Origin of the sequence: Methylobacterium nodulans ORS 2060 (genome assembly GCF_000022085.1) — a bacterium.
In the GTDB taxonomy this organism is placed as follows: Bacteria; Pseudomonadota; Alphaproteobacteria; order Rhizobiales; family Beijerinckiaceae; genus Methylobacterium; species Methylobacterium nodulans.
This window is the reverse complement of the sequence record NC_011894.1, coordinates 1768217-1788237: the sequence shown is the minus strand read 5'-3', so window position 1 is coordinate 1788237 and position 20021 is coordinate 1768217. Positions and strand designations below refer to the sequence as shown.

Below are 20021 nucleotides of genomic sequence, written 5' to 3'. Positions count from 1 at the left end.
ATACAGGATCCGGCAGATTGCTTCGCAAAGGCGGATGCCGGCGTCTCCCGATCGCCGCGCCGGCTCATGCGGGTGAATCCTGGTGGGCCATGCGCCAGGGTCGCGGTTCCTGTTCCCCGAACCACTGACGCTCCTGCGACTACTCGGCCCACTGAGCCTCACAGGAATGGGTTGCAGAGAACTGGTCCGCCCCATCCCGTCATCGCCGGCCCTTCCACCGCGCAGCCCAGACGGGTTCCGGAAGCCTCCGGGCGCGCTGGCGGTCAGGACTGCCCGTGTAGCAGACCACGCCGGCGGGGCAACAGGAATGGTCGCGCTCGGCTGCGTCGAAACGCGGCGGGGCTACTTCAGCGCATGGCCAGGCGCGGCATGCTCTGCAGCGCGGGCGGCGCCAAAGCGGCCTTGCCGGCGCCGTGGCGATAGAGGCCGCGATGCTTGGGATCGGGGCTGAGCGCGTCCGTGATGCCGATCACCGTCTCGGCGGCGCCGAGCAGCACCGCCCCGTCCGGGGCGAGCTGGGCGGCGATCCGCCCGAGCACGTCCGCCTTCGTCGGCGCGTCGAAATAGATCAGCACGTTGCGGCAATACACGATGTCGAAGGTGCCGAGCTGATCGAACCGGTCGAGCAGGTTGAGCGGCCGGAAATCCACCATCTGCCGCAGGGCGGCGCTGATCCGCCACTGCTCGCCCACCTGCTCGAAGTGCTTGAGCATGAGTTGGACCGGAAGGCCGCGCTGGACCTCGAACTGGTTGTAGAGGCCGAGCCGCGCCTTCTCCAGCACCTCGGTCGAGAGATCGGTGCCGATGAGGTCGATGCGCCATCCCGCGAGCCGGGCGGCGGCCTCGCTCAGGAGCATCGCCAGCGAGTAGGGTTCCTGACCGGTGGAGGCCGCCGCACACCAGATGCGCAGGCGCCGCGTCGCGGCGCGGGCGGCGAGCGCCTGCGGCAGCAGCACGTCCCGGAACAGGTCGAAGGGCGCCCGGTCGCGGAAGAAGAAGGTCTCGTTGGTGGTCATCGCCTCGACCACCGCCGTCCCGATCGCGCTCTCGCGCGCGAGGCGGAGGGTGCCCACGAGCTCGGTGAGCGTGGCGATGCCGAAGCGCCGGCAGACCGGCGTGAGGCGGCTCTCGATCAGGTAACGCTTCTCGGGGGTCAGGGCGAGGCCGGAGCGCTGCTTGAGATAGAAGCGCAGGAACTCGAACTCGGTCTCGGTCATCGCTCTCCGCCCTTCCCGGCACCGCCACGCAAGGAGGGCATCAGGCCTGTCCGCCGGTGATCTGGGCCCGGAGGGCGGGTCCGATCGCGGGCAGGGCCAGGATCTCGTGGGCATAGCCGGCCTTGGCGATGCTGCCGGGCATGCCCCAGACCGTCGAGGACGCCTCGTCCTGCACCAGCATGGTGCCGCCGGCCTCGATCAGCGCCTTGGCGCCGTGCGTCCCGTCCGACCCCATCCCGGTGAGCACCACCGACAGGGTCGCCGCCCCGAACAGCGCCGCGGCATCGCGGAACAGCACGTCCACGGCGGGCCGGCAGAAATTCACCGGCGGCCCGTCGTCGAGGCGGATCGCGATGTCGGAGCCGTGGCCCGACAGGCCCATGTGGCGCCCGCCCGGGGCGACGGTGATGGTGCCGGGGCGAAGCCCCTCCCCGTGCCTGCCCTCGGCCGCCGGAAGCCCCGTGCGGGTGCCGAGATGCTCGGCGAAAACGCCGGTGAAGACCGGGGGCATGTGCTGGACGATGAGGATCGGCAGCCGCCGCAGGGCCGTGGCGCCGATCCCTTCGAGCACCTCGCCCACCGCCCGCGGCCCGCCCGTCGAGGCCCCGACGAGGAGGATTCGCGGCGCCGCGCGGGCGATCCGGGGGCGCAGCGTCACCGGGGCCGCCGGGCGCGCCGCCGGCGCCGGGACCGCCCGCTCCGCGAGGCCGGGCCGCTCGGGCAGGCTGCGCCGCAGGGGCCCGGCGCCGGTGGCGCAACCCGCCCGCAGGGCGGCACCGAGCATGCGGATCTTCTGGATCAGGTCCTCGCGGAAGCTCGCCGTCGTGGTGACGCCGCGATTGCCTTCGGGCTTGGGCAGGTAGTCGATGGCGCCGAGCGCGAGGCAGCGCAGGGAGATCTCGGCATTGCGCTGCGTCAGGGTCGACATCATGACGACCTGGAGGCCCGGCCGCTTGGCAAGCATCCGCGGCAGCGCCTGGGTGCCGTCGAGTTCCGGCATCTCGATGTCGAGCAGAACGATGTCCGGGCTGACGCGATCGAGGGTCTCGACGGCGATCCGGCCGTTCGAGGCCGTCGCCACCACCTCGCAGCCCGCCTCCTCCAGCCAGCGCGAGACGAGGCCGCGCACCACCGCGGAATCGTCCGCCACCAGTACCTTGATGCGCGATGCAGCGGGCGGGGTGTGGGACGGCGCAGCGGCAGCGACCATGGTGATAAGGGCCTCGGGGCGTCTCGGGAGCGTTTCTTCGAGGACGGACAGGCCGCCCGTCCCGGTCCGGCGGGCGCATGCCGCAGGCGCCGGGGGCCGGTCAGGCCAGGCCGACCTCCTGGAGCTTGGCGGTCATGATGTCCTTGTCGAAGGGCTTCATGATGTACTCGTCGGCGCCCGCATGCAGGGCACGGGCGATGGAGGCGACGTCGTTCTCGGTGGTGCAGAACACCACCTTGGGCCGGCTTCCGTCGGGCAGGCGCCGAAGCTCGCGCAGGAACTCGTAGCCGTCCATCTGGGGCATGCGCCAATCGAGCAGGATCGCGTCGGGCATCGCCTCGCGGCACAGGTCCAGCGCGTCAGTGCCGTCCTCCGCCTCCGCGACGCGGAACCCGATCCCTTCCAGGATGCGCCGGGCCACCTTCCGGATGACGGCGGAATCGTCGACGATCAGGCAGGTTCTCATCGCGTCTCCTCCCCTCAGGCCGCCGAGGCGGTCGTCCGCTCGTCGCCGAAGGCCAGCACGGCATCGACGTCGAGGACGATCAGGAGCCGCCCGTCGAGGCGGTGCACGCCGCGTGAGACGTTGCGCCAGCGCGCATCCATGTGCACCGGGTTCGGGCCGTAGGTGTCGGCCGAGAGCTTCATCACCTCGCCGACCTGATCGACGAGGAGCCCGTAGGCCTCGCCGCCGAGTTCGAGGCCCACCGCCATGTTGCGGCCCTCCGAGTCGCGGTCGGGCAGGCCGAGGCGCCGGCGCAGGCAGATCGCCGTCACGACCCGGCCGCGCAGGTTCAAGAGGCCCTTGATCTCCGGCGGCGCGAGGGGGACGTCGGTGAGGTTCGTGGCGATGAAGACGTCGTGCACCCGGTCGATGGGCAGCCCGAACGTCTCGTCGCCGAGGCTGACGGTGACGTAGTCGATGGTCTCCCCGACCGGGGCGGCGGCGGTCTCGCCCGGACGGGCGACATTGCTGTTGGCGGCCATCATGGGCGTCGCTCGGATCCTTGGGGCAAGTCCTCGGGGCAAGCCTGGGCGGAGGTCAGGCCGCCGCATCGAGGGAGGGAGCGGAGATCTCGTTGAGCGCGGCCACCAGGCCGCTGCGGTCGAACTTGGCCACGAAATCGGCGACGCCGAGCGCCCGGGCGCGCTCGATCACCTCGGGGGCGACGCTCGCCGCCAGCGCGATCACCGGCAGCGCCGCGATGCGCGGCGAGGCCACGCGCATGGCCTCGACGAGGTCGAAGCCGGAGCGGCCCGGCATGTCGAGGTCGCTCACCACGATGTCGATGCGGGTCTCGCCCGAGAGGATCGCCAGCGCCTCCTCGGCGCTCGCGGCGGTCGTCACCCTGTAGCCCGCCGCCTTGAGCACGGGCGTGAGCATCTCGCGGAAGAAGTCCGAATCGTCGACGAGCAGCAGCCGCGGGACCTGAGGCTCCCTGCGCCGCGGCGCGCGCGCCCAATCGTCATGGGCGAGCGGCAGGTAATGGGCGATGTTGACGATCTCGGTCGCCCGCCCACGCACCACCGCCGACCCGATCAGATCGGAGCGCTCCGCCGCGAGTTCCACGTCGAGCACCTCGTCGACGATGTCGACGATCTCGTCGACCGCGAGGCCCATCGAGCGCTCGCCGTCCGAGAACACCACCAGTGCCTGCGACCCCTCGCGCCGCAGCACCTGATCGGGATCGACCGGCACGAGGGGCATCAGCCGCCCGCGATACTGGATCAGCGGACGCCCGCCCACCCATTCGACCTTGGCGGCATCGACCTCTTCGAGGCGCGTGACCAGCGAGAGCGGCACCGCCTTGAGGGCGTCGCCGCCGCCCTTGAAGACGAGCAGCGTCACGGTCTGGTCGGCGGCCGCCACCTCCTCGACCTCCGCATCCGCCTCGCCGGGCTGGCCGCTGGCGGCGCCGAGCATGCGGGCGACGCCGTTGGGGTCGATGATGAGGACGACGGCGCCGTCGCCCAGGATCGTGTTGCCCGAGTAGAGCGGGATGTGCCGCAGCTTCGTCGACATCGGCTTCACGACGATCTCTTCCGTGTGGAAGACACCGTCGACCAGGATGCCGAAACGCTGCCGCCCGACCTGGCTCACCACCACGAAGCCCTCGTCGGAGGAGACGGCCGCCGCGTCCGTGTCGAGGCCGAGCAGCCCCGCGATGGGCACGATCGGCAAAAGCCGGTCGCGCAGGCGCAGCACCGGCGAGCCGTTGATGCGCTCGACCGTGTGGTCGCTGCCCGGCTGCACCCGCACGAGTTCGAGCACCGAGACCTGAGGGATCGCGAAGCGGTGGTTGCGCGCCGACACGATCAGGGCCGCCACGATGGCGAGCGTCAGCGGGATCTTGATCGTGAAGGTGGTGCCCTGGCCGAACTGGGTGCGGATGTCGACGGTGCCGCCGATCAGCTCGATATTCGTCTTGACGACATCCATGCCGACGCCGCGGCCCGAGACCGAGGTGATGGCCTTGGCGGTCGAGAAGCCGGGGTGGAAGATGAACTTCGCGACCTGCGCGTCGTTCATGCGCTCGACTTCCGCCTCGGTGGCGATGCCGCGCTCCACCGCCTTGCGGCGGATCGCGGCGAGATCGAGCCCCTTGCCGTCGTCGGCGATCTCGATGGTGATGGTGCCGCCCTCATGGAAGGCGCTGAGGCGGATCGTGCCCTTCTCGGGCTTGCCCGCGGCCTTGCGCTCGGCCGCCGACTCGATGCCGTGGTCGGCGGAATTGCGCACCATGTGGGTGAGCGGATCCTTGATGACCTCCAGCACCTGACGGTCGAGCTCCGTCTCGGCGCCCTGCATCACGAGGTCGATCTTCCTGCCGAGTTCGGATGAGAGGTCGCGCACGACCCGCGGCAGCTTCTGCCACGCCGAGCCGATCGGCTGCATGCGGGTCTTCATGACCCCTTCCTGCAGCTCGGCCGTAACGTTGGAGAGCCGCTGCAGCGGCACCTTGTAGCTGTTGTCCTCGTGGTGGCGGGCGATCTCGAGGAGCTGGTTGCGGGTCAGCACCAGCTCCGAGACCATCGTCATCAGATGCTCGAGGGTGTCGACGTTCACGCGGATCGTCTGCACCTTGCTGATCGCGGCGCCCTCGCCCTCGGGCTGCGGCTCGGCCTTGGCGGCGGGCTTGGCGGGCTCGGGCCTCAGTTCCGGAGCAGGACCGGGCGCCTCGCGAAAAGCCCGCTCCAGATCATCGAGCGAGACCTCGCCGGGCTTCAAGGCCCGCTCCAGCGTCTGCGGCACCAGCGTGCCGGTGGTCACCGCAGGCGAGGAGGGCTCGGCCGGTGCGGGAATCTCGCCCTCGGACATGCGCTCAAGCGCGCCGATCAGATCCTCGTCGGCTCCCGCCGGCTCGGCCGCCGTGCGCTCCAGCTCCGCCACGATCACCTTGATGCGATCGAGCGTCTGCAGGATGAGGGTCACCGCCTCTCTCGTCACGGTCATGCCGTCACGGAACTTGCCCATCAGGGTCTCGGCGGCATGCGCCAGCGCCTCGAGGCGCGGCAGGCCGAGGAACCCGCAGGTTCCCTTGATGGTGTGAACGAGCCGGAAAATATTGCGCAGGATCGTCTGGTTGTTCGGATCCTGTTCGAAGCGGACGAGCTCCAGATCGACCGTATCCAGGTGTTCACCCGTCTCGGTCAGAAACTCACGCAGCAAATCGTCCATTTCGGCAACTCGTCGGTGTCGCAGGACCTCTGCGCCGAGCGAGACTGACATCGGAGCGTTGATGATCCGTTGCCGCGGCCTGCCGCACTTGCGGAATCGGGCCGAGGCGCAGGAGAATCCGCTCCGCTACAGGCGGCAATCCCGCCGAGGCCGCGACGCCGTGGCGCCGAGAGGGCGCCGCCTCAAGGCCCCCCGATGGCACCCTCAGCATGAGGAGCGGAGCGGCTTCCACCCACCTCAGTTTCTATTCAGACCGCCGCGGGCTCGGCGCGGATCGTCACGGTGTCGCCGTCGATGGCGAAGCCGACCTGCATGCCGGCGGCCCGCGCCACGAGCCCGGCATAGTAGGGCTGGACACCATGGGCATCGACGGTGCCGCTCTCGGGCGTGCCGGCCATCAGCGCCTCGACATGGGCCGGAATGCGGGCATGGCTGCCCTTGCAGGTGAGCACGAAGACCGGCGCCTCGGCCTCGCCCGTCACCGCGACATCGATGACACCGCCCCGCGGGATGGCGGTCACGGCGATGATCACGAGGTTGAGGAGAAGCTTGACCTTGTTCTTCGGGAAGAGGGCGCGCGGTGCGCTCCAGGTGAGCTTGGTCTTCTCGTCCCCGAACAGGCCGCGGGCGACGCCCTCCGCATCCGCAAGGTCGATGGTCGCCCCGACCGAGCCCGCCGCCCCGAAGGCGATCCGGGCGAATTGCAGCCGCGCGGAGGCCTGCCTGGCGCTCTTGCGGATGAGGTCGATGGCGAAGTCGCGCATCCCTGCGTCGTTCTCGTCCTCCAGCACCTCCAGGCCGTTCACGATGGCGCCCACCGGGCTGATCACGTCGTGGCAGACCCGGGAACAGAGCAGCGCGGAGAGGTCGAGAGCATCGAGGGTGACGGTGATCATCAGGGGACTCCGGGGCCCGGTCCGGGAGACATCCGACGCGTGAATCGCCGGCTCTGGAGCGGCACGGATAGCGGCACCGCGGTGGTTTGGAAAGCGCGGGGACCGGGGGATCAGGACCGGCCGCCGCGACTGGTCGGTCACCACCCGCATGCGGGCCTCCATCGACAATCGGGCGGGCCCGGGGCATGAGGGATGCATGCCCGTGATGCTCTCCCAAGACCGCGTTCCGGATGCCGCCGAGCGCGACGCGATCGCCGCCATCCTGGCCGAGATTGCCTGCGCCGCCGGGGTGATCCTGCGCCGCTACGAGACCGGCCCCTGCCCACACCGCTTCAAGGAGGACGGGTCGCCGACCACGGACGCGGATCTCGCCGCGGAAGCCAGCATCCTCGCGGCTTTGCGCGCGCGCTGGCCCGAGATCCCGGTCGTCGCCGAGGAGACCGCCGGCACCTGTGGCGGCGCCTCCCTGTTCTTCCTGGTCGATCCCCTCGACGGAACCCGCGACTTCCTGCGGGGCACCGGCGAGTACAGCGTCAACATCGCGCTGATCGCCTCGGGCCGCCCGGTCGCGGCGGCGCTGGCGGCGCCCGCGCTCGGCCGCGTCTGGCGCGCGGGCGTCGGCGCCTTCGAGGCTCCGATCGCGGACGGCCGGCCCGGACCGGCCGTCGCGATCGCCGTGCGCCCGACGCCGCGCGAGGGCATGACCGCCCTGGTGAGCCGCCTGCACGGCAATCCGGCCGACGAGGCCTGCCTCGCGCGGCTGCCGATCGGGCAGCGGCGACCGGTCTCCTCGGCGTTGAAGTTCGGGCTGATCGCGGCGGGGGACGCCGATCTCTACCTGCGCAGCGGCCCCACGATGGAATGGGACACCGCGGCGGGCGACCATATCCTCACGCAGGCCGGCGGCTGCCTCGTCGACTTTGCCGGGCGCCCCTTCCTGTACGGCCGCAGGGCGCAGGGCTACCGCAACGGGCCCTTCGCGGCGCTGGGCGACCCGGCCTACGCGCATCGCGTGGCCCTGCCCTCGGCCTGAGGCGGCCGACGAGGACCCGCCGGCGCCGGCGGGTCCTGCCCCCCGCTCAGCTCTCGAGCCGGCGCTGGAGGGCCGGCCACCGCGCCTCCGCGGCAGCGATCACGACGGCATCGGCCGCCGCGCGGCGCGCCTCGTTGCGGAACAGGTAGAGGCGGCCGCTCCGATGCAGCGCCACGAGCGGATCGGCATCCACGAATCGGCCCTCGGCGATCCCGACCGGGTCGTAGCCGCCGAGGCGAGGCGCATAGATCTCCGGGTCGCGGGCGAAGGCCGCCCGGTTGGCAGGGCCGGCGAAGCGCCACGCGAGGCCGGCCCAGGCCAGCTCGTAGGCGGCGCGACCCGGCACCGGCCACTCGCCGAGCGCGTAGGAGACCGGGTCGTAGCCGCGGAGCGCCAGGCCCGACAGGGGATCGACGGCGAAGAGGGGCGGGAGCGGCGAGTGCGGGCCCGCCCCCTCGGGACCCACCGCGAGCGGACCGGCGACGGCCAGCGACAGCAGGCCGCGCCGCGTTAACCCGATATTGACCATATTCCGTTCATCCTGGCCCCTCCCGGAGGAGTCTCGCGGCCCACCGCGACCGAGCCGGGGAGCGTTGGTTTTTCGTATCGCTCGCGTCCGTGAAACCGGTCGCGGGACGATGCTTAGCGCCGGGATGCTAACAGATGCTCTTCGCCTCATCCGGACCGGATCCCGTGCGTCGCCCGACCCGCCGCGCGCTCCTCTGTGCGGCGGCATCCCTGGTCTGCGGCCTCGGCCCGGCGGCGGCCCAGAATGCGAACCCGGAGACCTTCGATTCCCGGGAGATCCTCGATTCCGGCCATCGTTTCTTCGGCGCGACCTCGCGCGGGCTGGCGCTGGCCGTCCAGGAGGCGGCCCGGCGCTGGGGCGAGCCGAACGGCTACATCCTCGGGCAGGAGGCCTCGGGCGCCGTGATCGGCGGGGTGCGCTACGGCGAGGGCACGCTCTACACCCGCAATGCCGGCCAGCGCCGCGTCTTCTGGCAGGGCCCGTCGCTCGGCTTCGACGTCGGCGGCGACGGCGCCCGCACCATGATGCTCGTCTACAACCTGCCCTCGGTGCGCGGCCTCTTCCGCCGCTTCGTCGGGATGGACGGCTCGGCCTACGTGGTCGGCGGCGTCAGCATGGCGGCGGCGGCGGCCGACAACATCGTGGTGGTGCCGATCCGCACCGGGGTCGGCGCCCGGCTGGGAATCAATGTCGGCTACCTGAAGTTCACGGACGAGCCGACCTGGAACCCATTCTGACCTCGGCGCTTGCTTAAGGTCGAGTCCAGCCGCGGATCGGGCCTTGGCCCCGGCACCGGTCCCGTGGCAGGGTCCGGTCGATCCGGCCCCGATCCCCAAGCGCCCCGATGAGAGTGTTGCCCGCGTGATCGAATCCGTAATGATCTTCGCGCTGGGTGTCCTCAGCGCGGGCCTGTGCGCGCTGGTCGTCCTGCCCTCCCTCAACGCCCGGGCCGAGCGGCTGGCGCGGCGGCGGCTCGAGGCCCAGTTCCCCATGTCCATCGCCGAGCTCACCGCCGAGAAGGATCATCTGCGGGCCGAGTTCGCCGTGCTCCAGCGTCAGCTCGAGCGCAAGGTCGAGGAGGCGCGGGCCGAACGGCGGGAGGAGATGGAGGAGTTCGGCCGGCGCGCGGTGCGGATCGGGACGCTCGCCACCGAACTGGAGCAGCGCGACGCCCGCCTCGCCGTGCTGGAGCGGGACCTCGCGGGAACCCGGGCCCGGCTCGCCTCCGTCGAGGCGGAGCGCGACGAGCTGCGCGTCGCCCGGGCGGCGGCCGAGGAGGCGCTGCGCGCCCTCGAAGGCCCGCACCAGCGGGCGCTCGCCGACCTCGAGGCCACCCGCACCGCCCTCGAGGAGGCGCGCCGGGCGCTCACCGAGGCCGAGACCGCCTGCGGCTTGGCCGAGGAGCAGGCGCGCGAGGCCCGCGAGAACCTGGTGAGCGTCAGCGAGAGCGTGGCGGCTGGTGCCCACGCCCAGATCCAGGCGCTCGAAGATGCGCTGGCCGACCTGACCGCCCGCCACGTCGCCGTCGAGCAGGAACTCGCCGAGTTGCGGCCTGCCCATGCGGCCACCCTCGAAGGGCTCGCGGGTGCACGCCGGGCCTTGGCGGAGGCCGAGGCGCGCCATCCGCCGAGCGAGCGCCTGCAGGCCGAGAACGCCGCCCTCGAACGGCGGATCGTCGAGGTGGCGGAGGCGCTCATGGCCCAGGCGCGGCCCGCGGGCAGCCGGCCCGAGCCGCGCCTTCCCCCGGCCACCCCGCTGCCCTCGCCGGCCGCGGCGCGCTCGACCGGGTAGGGCTGCGTCGCCCTTGCCCGTCGCCTTGCTCTTGTCAGACCGGCCGTTTCAGGCCATCTCCGCGCCATTCCCTCACAAGCTGCGAGGCTCTTCACCATGACGGTCAAGCTGACGTCGTTTGCCCTTCTGCTCGCCGGCGCCGCGTTGACCGCCGGCCCGGCCACGGCGCAGCGCGACGACCCCATCCTCAAGAAGTACTGCACGGGCGACTATCTGACCTATTGCGGCAATCTTCCTCCCGAAAGCCCGGAAGTCGATCGCTGCTTCGAAAAGAACATGAAGAAGATCTCGGTCAACTGCAAACGGGCGATCGACGCATACGAAGACAGCCAGAAGCAGAGCAAGACCATCCGGAACTGATACCAACGGTCATTGGAAATGACCGTTGGAATGACCTGCGTGGAATCCGCCCCGCTCCTCATGCTGAGGCGCGGGCGATCGCAGATCGCGCAGGCTGCCTCGAAGCACGCCTGAGCGGTGATCCCATCCCCCCGAGCCTCGGACCAGCGGTCCGGCGTGCGTGCCGGCTGATGCCGGCCAGAGGCTCCGTGCGATCTTCGATCGCCAGCACCTCAGCATGAGGGCAGTTGAGGGTGCCATCGGAGGGGCGCTCAGTCAGCCGCGGTTCCATCCGCCAGGGTCGGCCCGGCCGGTGGCAACTGATCCCAACGGTCATTTTCGATGACCGTTGGGATGATCGGTGCGGAGCCGGGCCAGCAGAGCGCCGGTCCTTCAGGCGGAGGCTTCCTCGCGGGACACGGCCTGCAGCGCCGCCGCCAGATCCTCGATCGTGAACGGCTTGCGCAGGACCGTTTCGCCGGGCCCCGGCAGCGGCCCGTTCCGCCCCTCGTCCCGGCCGTGGCCAGTGGCGAACACCACCTTCAGCCCGGGACGCCGCCGCCGGGCCTCGGCCGCGAGGGTCGGCCCGTCGAGGCCGGGCATCACCACGTCGGTGAACAGCACGGCGACGTCCCGGTTCGTCTCCAGGCAGGCGAGCGCGGCCTGGCCGTCCGCCGCCGTCAGGGTCTGGTAGCCGAGTTCGCCGATCGTCTCGGCGCTGGCGCGGCGAACCATCGCATCGTCCTCGACCACCAGTACCGTGCGGGCCTTGCCCTCGGGCGCCGGCCCGGCGAGGCGCCCGCGCCCGGTCCCCTCCACGGGCGCCTCGCCGTCATAGACGGGCAGCACCAGCACGATCGCGGTGCCGAGCCCGGGCGCGCTGTCGATCCGCACCCGCCCCCCGGACTGCGTCACGAAGCCGTAGACCTGGCTGAGGCCGAGCCCGGTGCCGCGGCCCTGCGGCTTCGTGGTGAAGAACGGCTCGAAGGCGCGGGCCGCCACCTCGGGCGACATGCCCGTGCCGGTGTCGCGCACCGTGATGGCGACGGCGGGCCGGCCGTCCTCGGTCGTGTCGCGGGCGGTCTCCAGCGTCAGGCGTCCGCCGCCCGGCATCGCGTCGCGGGCATTGACCGCGAGGTTGAGGATCGCGTTCTCGAGCTGGTTCTGGTCGACGAAGATGGGCGGCGCCCCGGCGGCGAGGCGCGTCTCGACCGTGACCGTCTCGCCGAGCGTGCGCCGCAGCAGATCGACCATGCCGGTGATGAGCCCGTTCGGGTCGGTGGGGCGGGGCTCCAGGGGCTGCTGGCGGGCGAAAGCGAGGAGCCGGTGCGTCAGCTTCGCCGCTCGGTCGGCTCCGTCCAGGGCCCCGTCGATGAAGCGGCCCACATCGGTGTCGCCCCGGGCGAGGCGCCGCTGCAGCACCTCCAGCGAACCCGTGATGACGGCGAGCAGGTTGTTGAAGTCGTGGGCGATGCCGCCGGTGAGCTGGCCCACCGCTTCCATCTTCTGGCTCTGGCGCAGCTGCTCCTCGGCCGCGGCGCGCTGGGCGGTCTCGCGGGTGAGGCGCGCCAGCGCCTCCTCCTCCGCGCGGGCACGCCACAGGGCGAGCCATGCCATCAGCACGAGCGTCAGCGCCGAGACCGCGGCGACCGCGCCGTAGAGCTGCAGATTCTCGTGCCAGCGCTCCTCGGCCACCCGGGTCTGGAGCGAATAGGCGACCTGCACGGGATAGTCGCCGACCCGGCGCCAGGCCGTGCGCTCCTCGGGCAGGCCGGGCGGCGCCACGGTGGCGAAGCCGCCCTGGGGCCGCGCGTGGATCGCGCGCATCAGCGGATCGGCGGCGGGGAGACGCGGCTCGGCGCCGGCGCTCTCGGGCTCGCGCACCAGCACCGCCCCATCGGCGCGCAGCAGCAGCGCCTCGTGGGCGGTGGGCGCCGCGACCTCCGCGTAGAAGCGGCCGAAATAGCCGGTGCCGAGGGCGATCACGATGACGCCGTCGAAGCGCCCGTCCTCGGTCGAGCGGCGCCGGCTCACCGCGAAGGTCTGCTGGTCGCCCTCGCGGACGGAAGGGCTCACATAGATGCCGATGTCCCGCGGGCGATGGACGGCAAAGATGTCGCGGCCCGACAGGCTGGTGCCGAGGTCGCCCTCACGGCTGCTCGCCCGCACCACGCCCTGCGGATCCACCACCCAGACGGCGACCGCCTGGGCGAGCGGCGCCTTGAGGGTGGACAGGAAGGCGCTCGTCGCCGGGGCGCCGATCTGCGTCCAGGGCCGGTCGAAGACGTAATCGTCCACCCGGTCCATCGCCAGCTCGGCCGTGTCGAACACCTTCGAGGCGTGTTCGTGCATCACCGCGGCCGTGCGCTGGATCGCGTTGTCGGCCTCCCGCAGCACCTCGGCCCGGTTCCACCACGCGGCCCCGAGGAGGACCGCGCACGGAACCAGGAAGGCCGCAGCGACGAGGAGCTGGTGCAGGCGCACCGTCGAGAGGCTCACGGGTCTCCCTCTCAGCGCGGTGGCGGGCCGCCACGAGAACGGCACAAAGCTTAACCGTTCAGCAACACGATGGCGAGTGACGTTTGCGGCGCGGGTCCCCCGCTCCGCCGCTTCGTTGCCCCTTTTCTGTCCAGCAGGCTCGGTCCTCCCGTCGCGTCTCGGACCCGCCCCCGCTTCCTCGACCATCGCTCGCCGAGCATCTCCATCGACTCTCGCGATAGGCAGGCACGACGTGCAAATAAACCCGGAAACGGAATCTTTCAAATTGAGATGATTTTCGTCATTTATATGAAGCACGTCCCGTCATGATTCTATCGAGATCGACACGGGATCGCATGCGCCCGACGCGGAGGCATGCGGATGGGCCGGGCGGGCAGCGCGGCGCGGGATCGCCGGCTCCGCCCCGCGAGACGCGCCGGGAATGCGCCGCTCCGGCACAAACCAGGCTCGCATCGCTGCCGGTCCGCCGCTATGGTGCCGCGGCCACGCTTCGGATCCCGGATGCCCCTGTTCCGTCTCCTCCTCGTCCTCGGCTTGATCGCGCTCTGCGGAGCCTGCGGCCGGCGCGGCCCGCTCGAAGCCCCCCAGGCGGCAGCCCCGGCCGCGAGCCGTCCCGCCCTGCCCGGCACGGTCGGCGCCGGCGAGGGAGCCGCCGAGGAGGAGGATCCGGCCCTGCCGCCGACGCTCGACACGCCCGGCATCGCTCAGCCCTCCAAGCAATCCTCGCGCAACACCCGCAAGCGCTACACCGTCCCGCAGGGTCCCTTCCCGCTCGACCCGCTGCTGTGACCGAGGCCGGCGGGGCGATCGGAACCGGCCCCGATCGGCCCGGGGACGCGACGGGCCGCCGATTCGTGCTGGAGCAGAATCCGTTCACGGTGGAACGCCTTCTGCTCCAGGCCTTTGAGTTGACCGCATTTTCTGCGACGAACCGGCATCCGCTTCGTCGGAAAATGCTCTAGAGCCGTGCCCGTTTCGGTTGAACCGGGCACGGCTCTTCAGTCTTTGATTTTTCGCGCTCCCTGACGCCGAACCGGCATCCACTTCGGCGGGGAGCGCTCTAGGCGGGGCGACCAAACCGGTCGAGACCACGATGCACCACTTCACCTACCGGAACGGCACGCTCCACGCGGAGGAGGTCGATCTCGCGCAGCTCGCCGGAGAGATCGGCACGCCCTTCTACTGCTACGCCTCGGCCACCCTGGAGCGGCACTACCGCGTCTTCGCCGAGGCCTTCGCGGGCGACGATCCCCTGGTCTGCTACGCCGTGAAGGCGAATTCGAATCAGGCGGTGCTCGCCACGCTGGCGCGGCTCGGCGCGGGCATGGACATCGTGTCGGAGGGCGAGTTGCGCCGGGCCCTCGCGGCCGGCGTGCCCGCCGAGCGCATCGTCTTCTCGGGCGTCGCCAAGACGAAGGCCGAGATGGAAGCGGCGCTCCAGGCCGGCATCCTCTGCTTCAACGTTGAAAGCGAGCCGGAGCTCGCCGCCCTGTCGGAGGTGGCGCAGGGGCTCGGGCGCGATGCGCCGGTCTCGATCCGGGTCAATCCCGACGTCGACGCACGCACCCACGCCAAGATCTCGACGGGCAAGTCCGAGAACAAGTTCGGCATCCCGATCTCCCGGGCCCGGGAGGTCTATGCCCGCGCGGCCACCCTGCCGGGCCTGCGGCTGGCGGGCGTCGACATGCATATCGGCAGCCAGATCACCGATCTGGCGCCGTTCGACAACGCGGCGGCGCTGCTCGCCGAGCTCGCCCGCGACCTGATGGCGGCGGGGCACCGGCTCCACCACATCGATTTCGGCGGCGGGCTCGGCATCCCGTACCGGGACGACAACGCCCCCCCGCCCGACCCGAGCGCCTTCGCGGCGGTGCTGCGCCCGCATTTCCGCCCCTTGGGCTTGCGTCCGGTCTTCGAGATCGGCCGGATGATCGCCGGCAATGCGGGCATCCTCGTCACCCGGGTGGTCTACGTGAAGCAGGGCGAGGGCCGGACCTTCGTGATCGTCGATGCGGCGATGAACGACCTCATCCGCCCGACGCTCTACGAGGCCTATCATGCCATCCGTCCGGTGGCGCAGCCGGATCCGCACGCGCCGCGCCTTACCGCGGACGTGGTCGGCCCGGTCTGCGAGAGTGGGGATTATCTCGCCCTCGGCCGCGAGATGCCGGCCGTCGCGCCGGGCGATCTCATCGCCGTGATGACGGCAGGCGCCTACGGCGCGGTCCAGGCGGGCACCTACAACACCCGCCGCCTCGTGCCCGAGGTGCTGGTGCGGGGCGCCGACCATGCCGTCGTGCGCCCGCGCCAGACCTACGAGGAGCTGATCGGCCTCGACCGGGTGCCGGACTGGCTCGAGCCCGCACGGGGCGCTCCGGCGTCCTGAAGCGGGTGCGGGCCGGTCCCCGGGCCCGATCGCTCAAATGCGACGGATCCGCGAAACGCAGGCGCGAGGAGCCTGCCGCCATGGTCTCCGGGTCGTCGCCGAGGCCCGCCATGTCCGCTCCCCCCATCTCCGATCACCGCTCCCTCGCCGCCCGCGCCGAGGCCGCCGTCGCGCAGGCGCGCCGCCTCGCGGCGGAACACCACGCCCTCCTCGCCGCCGTGCGGCAGACCCTGCGGGACGGGCCGGTCTCCTCCCCGCCCGCGGGCCGGCCGCCTGAGCGGATTTGACCCGCTGGTCCCCGGCCGCCCGCGTGCTAGCCTTGACCCCTCGCCTGGCGCGGGAGGTTCGGCGGGTGCGAGCGAGCGGGAGCAGCGGATGAGCGTGGCCGAGCCGGAGACCGCCAGGACCCCGACCGACCGGACCCCGATCGACCAGCGTGACCTGAGCAGGGGCCTCGACCGGCTCGTGGTCCGGGCCGGCCGCGTCACCGCCTGGGAGCAGGCCTGGCCGATCCTGTGGCGCGGGCTCGCCGTTCTGCTGGTCTTCCTCGCCGCCTCCTGGCTGGGGCTCTGGCTCGATGCGCCGCCGTCCTGGCGCATGGCCGGAATCGGCCTCTTCGCCGTCGCGCTCCTCGCCGCCCTGCTCCCGCTCCTGCGCCTGCGGCCGCTCACCCGCCCGCAGGCGCTCGCCCGCATCGACCGGGATGCGGGGCTGCGCCACGGGCCGGCCCGCGCCCTGGAGGACACGCTCGCCCTCGGCACGCAGGATCCCGCGACGCGGGCGCTGTGGGAGCTGCACCGCCGCCGGGCCGCCCAGGCGCTCGACCGCCTCAAGGTCTCGGCACCGCGGCCCGGCATGGTCCGGCGCGACCCCTACGCCCTGCGCGCGGGTGCGCTCATCGCCGCGGTCGCGGGCGCCTTCGTGGCCGGCCCGGAGGCGGGAGAGCGCCTCGCGGCCGCCTTCGACTGGCGCGGGCCGCCCGCGCCGGGCCCGGCCTTCCGCATCGACGGCTGGATCGATCCGCCGCTCTACACCCGCCTGCCGCCGCTGATCGTCACCATCGCGGAGGCGGACCAGCACCTGCGGGCGCCGGTGAACTCCACCCTGGTGATCCGCGTCGCGGGCGCCGCGGATGCCAGCGTGACGCCCGGCAGCGGCCTCAAGCCCATCGCGCCCGCAAGCGCCCCCCGGCCTGAGCTGCGCGAGGAGCGCTTCACCCTCACGGGCGGGCCGGCCGATCTCACGGTGCAGACCGGGCTCTCCCGCGGCCACCGCCTCACCGTCGAGACCATCCCCGACAGGCCGCCGGAGATCGCCTTCGCGGGACCGCCCGAGGCGAATGGGCGCGGCACCTTCACGATCGCCTATCGGGCGAAGGACGATTACGGCATCGCCTCGGCCGAAGGCCTGGTGGAGCCGCTGACCCGCAGCCGCACGCTGGTGCCGCCGCCGCGCCTCGCGCTCAGCCTGCCCGCCGAGCCGCAGGGCGGCAACGACACCCGCACGCTCATCGACCTCACCGACAACCCTTGGGCGGGCGCCCGGGTGACCATGACCCTCGTCGCCAAGGACGAGGCGGGTCAGGAGGGGCGCAGCGCGCCCCTCGTCGTCACGCTTCCCGGCCGGGTGTTCACGCAGCCCCTCGCCCGGTCACTGGCGGAGGAGCGCCGCCGCCTCGTCCTCGATCCGGACGGGGGGCGGGCCCGCGTGCAGACCTCGCTCGACGCGCTCCTCATCGCGCCCGAGCGCTTCACGCCGCAATGGGGCGTCTTCCTCGGCCTCAGGGAAGCGGCCGGGCGCCTCAGGGCCGCGAAGTCCGACGAGGCGCTCGTCGAGGTGGCCGACTTCCTCTGGGCCATGGCCCTGCAGATCGAGGAGGGTGATCTCTCGGACGCCGAGAAGGCCCTGCGCGCCGCCCAGGACCGGCTGAAGGAGGCCCTCGACCGCGGCGCCTCCGAGGAGGAGATCAAGAAGCTCACGGACGACCTCCGCCAAGCGATGGACCGGTTCCTGAAGGAGTTCGCCCAGCGCCAGCAGCAGAACCCGCAATCCGGCGATTCCCGCCAGCAGCAGGCCGACCGGACCGTGACGCCCGACGACCTCGACCGCATGCTCCAGCAGATGCAGGAGGCGATGAAGCGGGGCGACGTGGCCGAGGCGCAGCGCCTCCTCGACCAGCTCCGGGGCATTCTGGAGAACCTGCAGATGGCCCAGCCGGGCTCGCGGATGTCCGACCCGGCCATGCGCGAGATGAACCGCTCGATGCAGGAGCTGGAGAACATGGCCCGCGAGCAGCAGGGCCTGCGCGACGAGACCTTCCGGCAGGGGCAGGAGCGGCGCTTCGGCCGCAACGGCCAGCAATCCCAGCCGGGTCAGCCGGGCGACCGTCAGCAGCAGGGCCAGCGGGGCCGTCAGGGGCAGCCGCGCCCGGGGCAGCAGCCCGGCGAGGGCGAGCAGGGGCAGAAGGGGCAGCAGCCGGGCCAGGGCGGCCTCGGCGAGCGCCAGCAGGCCCTGCGGGAGCGCCTGGAGGAGCTGCAGCGCCGGATGAAGGAGCTCGGGATGCAGGGCGAGCAGGGCCTCGCCGATGCCGAGCAGGCCATGCGCGAGGCCGAGCAGGCCCTCGGCCAGGGCCAGGAGGGCAGCGCGGTCGACGCGCAGGGCCGGGCCCTCGAAGGGCTCCAGCGCGGCACGCAGGGCATGGCCCAGCAGATGCAGCAGATGGGCCAGGAGGGTCAGAACGAGCAGCCCGGCGAGGGCCAGCAGAGCAACGGCCAGCCCGGCCAGCAGGGCCGCCAGGGCGCCCGCGACAACGACCCCCTCGGCCGCCCCACCCGCAGCCGCGACTATTCCGATGGCCGCGTGCGGGTGCCGACCGCTGAGGAATCCGGCATGGAACGCGCGCGGCGCATCCTGGAGGAGCTGCGCCGCAAGCTCGGCGACCCGAACCGCGCCCGCGAGGAGCTGGACTATTTCGAGCGGCTGCTGCGGCGGAATTGAGGGGATGCGACAGGTCGCTCGCCCGGCCCTCGATCCCCATGTAAGAGGCGCCGGCCCCTCGTCCGCGCGGGAGCGGGCTCGCGCCTCTTCGTTCCAGCACGACACGCCGCCGCCGCGACCGGCGCGCCGTCGCTCCTCGCTTCCGGACCTAGCCCCCGATGTCTGCCGATACCGTCGTCCTCATCGCCTGCATCGCCGTCGCCGTCGTGCTGCTCTTCGGCCTCGTCAACATGCTGCGGGGTGGCAGCGCCAATCTCTCGCAGCGCCTGATGCGCCTGCGCGTGCTGCTGCAATTCATCGCCATCGTGGTGATCATGGGCGTGATCTGGTGGCGCGGCGCCTGAGGCGGCGAAGGCTGGTTTTCGGAGACCGGCAGCACACCCGCCCGTTACCGGCTCAGACGGGGAATTCCAGCCGCGCGACCGTCCCGCCCTTCGACTCGTAGCGGACCTGCCCGCCAAGCTGCGCCGCGAGGTTCTGGATGATGCGGAAGCCCAGGCGGTCCCGGACCTGCTGGTCGAAATCGGCCGGCAACCCGCGTCCGTCATCCGTGATGGTCAGGAGGAGACGTCCGGCCGCAAGGGGCTCCAGGCGGATCGTGATCGTGCCCCGCGCGCCGTCCGGGAAGGCGTGCTTGATCGCATTGGTGACGACCTCGACCACGAGAAGCGACAGGGTCGTCAGGCGGCTTAGGTCCAGGCGGACCGGCGGCATCTCGACGCGGCAGATCACGGTCCGCGCGCCCGTCGCATCGAGCAGATCCGAACAGATCTCCTGCAGATACGCCCCGATCGGACGCTCGAGGCTCGCGGGATCGTAGAGCCGCCGGTGAATGCGCGCCATCAACTCGACCCGCAGGCGCGCCTCGTCGAGGGCGTTGAGGGCCGCCTGCGGATCATGCGCGGCCTGCCGCTTCTGCAGCGCAAGCAGAGCGGCCACGAACTGCATCGAGTTGGCCACGCGGTGCTGGAGTTCCTGGAACAGGACCCGCTGCTGCTCGATGAGGCGGTTCGAGAGCCGCTGCTGCTGCCGCAGCCGCTCGGAGGCGCGCTGCATGGACGCGATCAGGACGATATCGACCGCGACGATGAAGGCGTAGAGGACGAGGGCGAGCGCGCTCTCGCCGGTGAGCACCAGCGAATAGCGCGGCGCCATGAAGAAGTACCACGCGGCCAGCCCCGACAGCACCGCGCAGATGGTGCCGGGACGCGGACCGCACGCGAAGGTCGTGATGATGACGGCCGGAAAGAAGGTCAGGTAGGGGAAGCCGGAGGACAGGATCCCGTCGAGCGCGAAGCGAAGCGCCAGCGCCCCGGCGAAGGCCACGACCCCGCAGGCATCGGCGAGCCATGGATGGCGGCGCAGGCGCTTCGTGGCCTGCATCCAGCGCTCGAACCAGATCAGCGCCGGCGCGAGCGCCGCAGCCTGCCTCGACCCCGTCATCG

General features: G+C 71.8%; 18 protein-coding genes. 9 read left to right on the top strand and 9 right to left on the bottom strand.

The window, feature by feature from the left end:
* Nucleotides 1-347 precede the first annotated feature (347 nt).
* From MNOD_RS08155 to chpT, 6 genes are all read right to left on the bottom strand, one after another.
* Entirely contained in the window at nucleotides 348-1217 is an 870-nt protein-coding gene (locus tag MNOD_RS08155; protein ID WP_015928378.1) for a CheR family methyltransferase, read from the bottom strand.
* Between the two features lie 40 nt (nucleotides 1218-1257).
* Nucleotides 1258-2427 (bottom strand): protein-glutamate methylesterase/protein-glutamine glutaminase, encoded by a 1170-nt coding sequence (locus MNOD_RS08150; protein ID WP_015928377.1) that lies wholly within the window; start codon nucleotides 2425-2427, stop codon nucleotides 1258-1260.
* Nucleotides 2428-2527: 100 nt separating this feature from the next.
* Entirely contained in the window at nucleotides 2528-2893 is a 366-nt protein-coding gene (locus tag MNOD_RS08145) for a response regulator (protein ID WP_015928376.1), read from the bottom strand.
* Between the two features lie 14 nt (nucleotides 2894-2907).
* Nucleotides 2908-3417, bottom strand: coding sequence for a chemotaxis protein CheW (locus tag MNOD_RS08140; RefSeq protein ID WP_015928375.1), 510 nt, complete (start codon nucleotides 3415-3417; stop codon nucleotides 2908-2910).
* 52 nt (nucleotides 3418-3469) lie between these two features.
* A complete protein-coding gene (locus MNOD_RS08135) occupies nucleotides 3470-6106 on the bottom strand; it encodes a hybrid sensor histidine kinase/response regulator (protein WP_015928374.1) in 2637 nt (878 codons plus the stop codon).
* Nucleotides 6107-6354: 248 nt separating this feature from the next.
* Nucleotides 6355-7002 carry a histidine phosphotransferase ChpT gene (gene chpT / locus MNOD_RS08130; RefSeq protein ID WP_015928373.1) on the bottom strand — a complete coding sequence of 216 codons (648 nt, stop codon included), beginning with the start codon at nucleotides 7000-7002 and terminating at the stop codon, nucleotides 6355-6357.
* A gap of 196 nt (nucleotides 7003-7198) precedes the next feature.
* On the opposite strand from chpT, the gene MNOD_RS08125 reads away from it, so the two are divergent.
* On the top strand, nucleotides 7199-8035 hold the full coding sequence (locus tag MNOD_RS08125; RefSeq protein ID WP_015928372.1) for a 3'(2'),5'-bisphosphate nucleotidase CysQ family protein: 837 nt from the start codon (nucleotides 7199-7201) through the stop codon (nucleotides 8033-8035).
* Nucleotides 8036-8081: 46 nt separating this feature from the next.
* Here MNOD_RS08125 and MNOD_RS08120 read toward each other — a convergent pair whose 3' ends face one another.
* Nucleotides 8082-8564 carry a YHS domain-containing (seleno)protein gene (locus MNOD_RS08120; protein WP_015928371.1) on the bottom strand — a complete coding sequence of 161 codons (483 nt, stop codon included), beginning with the start codon at nucleotides 8562-8564 and terminating at the stop codon, nucleotides 8082-8084.
* A gap of 134 nt (nucleotides 8565-8698) precedes the next feature.
* Here MNOD_RS08120 and MNOD_RS08115 point away from each other — a divergent pair, with 134 nt between their 5' ends.
* From MNOD_RS08115 to MNOD_RS08105, 3 genes are all read left to right on the top strand, one after another.
* Entirely contained in the window at nucleotides 8699-9301 is a 603-nt protein-coding gene (locus MNOD_RS08115; RefSeq protein WP_015928370.1) for a DUF1134 domain-containing protein, read from the top strand.
* 43 nt (nucleotides 9302-9344) lie between these two features.
* Nucleotides 9345-10355, top strand: coding sequence for a coiled-coil domain-containing protein (locus tag MNOD_RS08110; protein ID WP_244424687.1), 1011 nt, complete (start codon nucleotides 9345-9347; stop codon nucleotides 10353-10355).
* Nucleotides 10356-10451: 96 nt separating this feature from the next.
* Nucleotides 10452-10715: a 3',5'-cyclic-nucleotide phosphodiesterase gene (locus MNOD_RS08105; protein WP_015928368.1), complete on the top strand. Its 264-nt coding sequence runs from the start codon at nucleotides 10452-10454 to the stop codon at nucleotides 10713-10715.
* A 372-nt stretch (nucleotides 10716-11087) separates the two neighbouring features.
* On the opposite strand, the gene MNOD_RS08100 is transcribed toward MNOD_RS08105, so the two are convergent.
* Complete coding sequence (locus MNOD_RS08100) at nucleotides 11088-13193, bottom strand: ATP-binding protein (protein WP_015928367.1); 2106 nt, start codon at nucleotides 13191-13193, stop codon at nucleotides 11088-11090.
* Between the two features lie 501 nt (nucleotides 13194-13694).
* On the opposite strand from MNOD_RS08100, the gene MNOD_RS08095 reads away from it, so the two are divergent.
* From MNOD_RS08095 to MNOD_RS08080, 5 genes are all read left to right on the top strand, one after another.
* Nucleotides 13695-13982 carry a hypothetical protein gene (locus MNOD_RS08095; protein WP_043748306.1) on the top strand — a complete coding sequence of 96 codons (288 nt, stop codon included), beginning with the start codon at nucleotides 13695-13697 and terminating at the stop codon, nucleotides 13980-13982.
* A gap of 304 nt (nucleotides 13983-14286) precedes the next feature.
* The gene (lysA, locus tag MNOD_RS08090; RefSeq protein ID WP_015928365.1) at nucleotides 14287-15579 is read left to right on the top strand and encodes a diaminopimelate decarboxylase; all 1293 of its coding nucleotides are present in this window, start codon (nucleotides 14287-14289) and stop codon (nucleotides 15577-15579) included.
* A 110-nt stretch (nucleotides 15580-15689) separates the two neighbouring features.
* Nucleotides 15690-15866 carry a hypothetical protein gene (locus MNOD_RS41290; protein ID WP_157091405.1) on the top strand — a complete coding sequence of 59 codons (177 nt, stop codon included), beginning with the start codon at nucleotides 15690-15692 and terminating at the stop codon, nucleotides 15864-15866.
* 88 nt (nucleotides 15867-15954) lie between these two features.
* Nucleotides 15955-18576 (top strand): TIGR02302 family protein, encoded by a 2622-nt coding sequence (locus MNOD_RS08085; protein WP_015928363.1) that lies wholly within the window; start codon nucleotides 15955-15957, stop codon nucleotides 18574-18576.
* 158 nt (nucleotides 18577-18734) lie between these two features.
* Nucleotides 18735-18920, top strand: a complete 186-nt coding sequence (locus MNOD_RS08080; protein ID WP_015928362.1) for a twin transmembrane helix small protein — start codon at nucleotides 18735-18737, stop codon at nucleotides 18918-18920.
* A gap of 52 nt (nucleotides 18921-18972) precedes the next feature.
* On the opposite strand, the gene MNOD_RS08075 is transcribed toward MNOD_RS08080, so the two are convergent.
* Nucleotides 18973-20019: a sensor histidine kinase gene (locus tag MNOD_RS08075; RefSeq protein ID WP_015928361.1), complete on the bottom strand. Its 1047-nt coding sequence runs from the start codon at nucleotides 20017-20019 to the stop codon at nucleotides 18973-18975.
* Between the last annotated feature and the right edge of the window lie 2 nt (nucleotides 20020-20021).

Bases quoted from the DNA above. Each gene is read 5' to 3' on its own strand.
- MNOD_RS08115 (WP_015928370.1), top strand. From the start codon at position 8,699: ATGCTCTTCGCCTCATCCGGACCGGATCCCGTGCGTCGCCCGACCCGC.
- MNOD_RS08125 (WP_015928372.1), top strand. From the start codon at position 7,199: ATGCCCGTGATGCTCTCCCAAGACCGCGTTCCGGATGCCGCCGAGCGC.
- MNOD_RS08145 (WP_015928376.1), bottom strand. From the start codon at position 2,893: ATGAGAACCTGCCTGATCGTCGACGATTCCGCCGTCATCCGGAAGGTG.
- MNOD_RS08150 (WP_015928377.1), bottom strand. From the start codon at position 2,427: ATGGTCGCTGCCGCTGCGCCGTCCCACACCCCGCCCGCTGCATCGCGC.
- MNOD_RS08075 (WP_015928361.1), bottom strand. From the start codon at position 20,019: ATGACGGGGTCGAGGCAGGCTGCGGCGCTCGCGCCGGCGCTGATCTGG.
- MNOD_RS08135 (WP_015928374.1), bottom strand. From the start codon at position 6,106: ATGGACGATTTGCTGCGTGAGTTTCTGACCGAGACGGGTGAACACCTG.
- chpT (WP_015928373.1), bottom strand. From the start codon at position 7,002: ATGATCACCGTCACCCTCGATGCTCTCGACCTCTCCGCGCTGCTCTGT.
- MNOD_RS08120 (WP_015928371.1), bottom strand. From the start codon at position 8,564: ATGGTCAATATCGGGTTAACGCGGCGCGGCCTGCTGTCGCTGGCCGTC.
- lysA (WP_015928365.1), top strand. From the start codon at position 14,287: ATGCACCACTTCACCTACCGGAACGGCACGCTCCACGCGGAGGAGGTC.
- MNOD_RS08155 (WP_015928378.1), bottom strand. From the start codon at position 1,217: ATGACCGAGACCGAGTTCGAGTTCCTGCGCTTCTATCTCAAGCAGCGC.
- MNOD_RS08095 (WP_043748306.1), top strand. From the start codon at position 13,695: ATGCCCCTGTTCCGTCTCCTCCTCGTCCTCGGCTTGATCGCGCTCTGC.
- MNOD_RS08140 (WP_015928375.1), bottom strand. From the start codon at position 3,417: ATGATGGCCGCCAACAGCAATGTCGCCCGTCCGGGCGAGACCGCCGCC.
- MNOD_RS08085 (WP_015928363.1), top strand. From the start codon at position 15,955: ATGAGCGTGGCCGAGCCGGAGACCGCCAGGACCCCGACCGACCGGACC.
- MNOD_RS08105 (WP_015928368.1), top strand. From the start codon at position 10,452: ATGACGGTCAAGCTGACGTCGTTTGCCCTTCTGCTCGCCGGCGCCGCG.
- MNOD_RS41290 (WP_157091405.1), top strand. From the start codon at position 15,690: ATGTCCGCTCCCCCCATCTCCGATCACCGCTCCCTCGCCGCCCGCGCC.
- MNOD_RS08080 (WP_015928362.1), top strand. From the start codon at position 18,735: ATGTCTGCCGATACCGTCGTCCTCATCGCCTGCATCGCCGTCGCCGTC.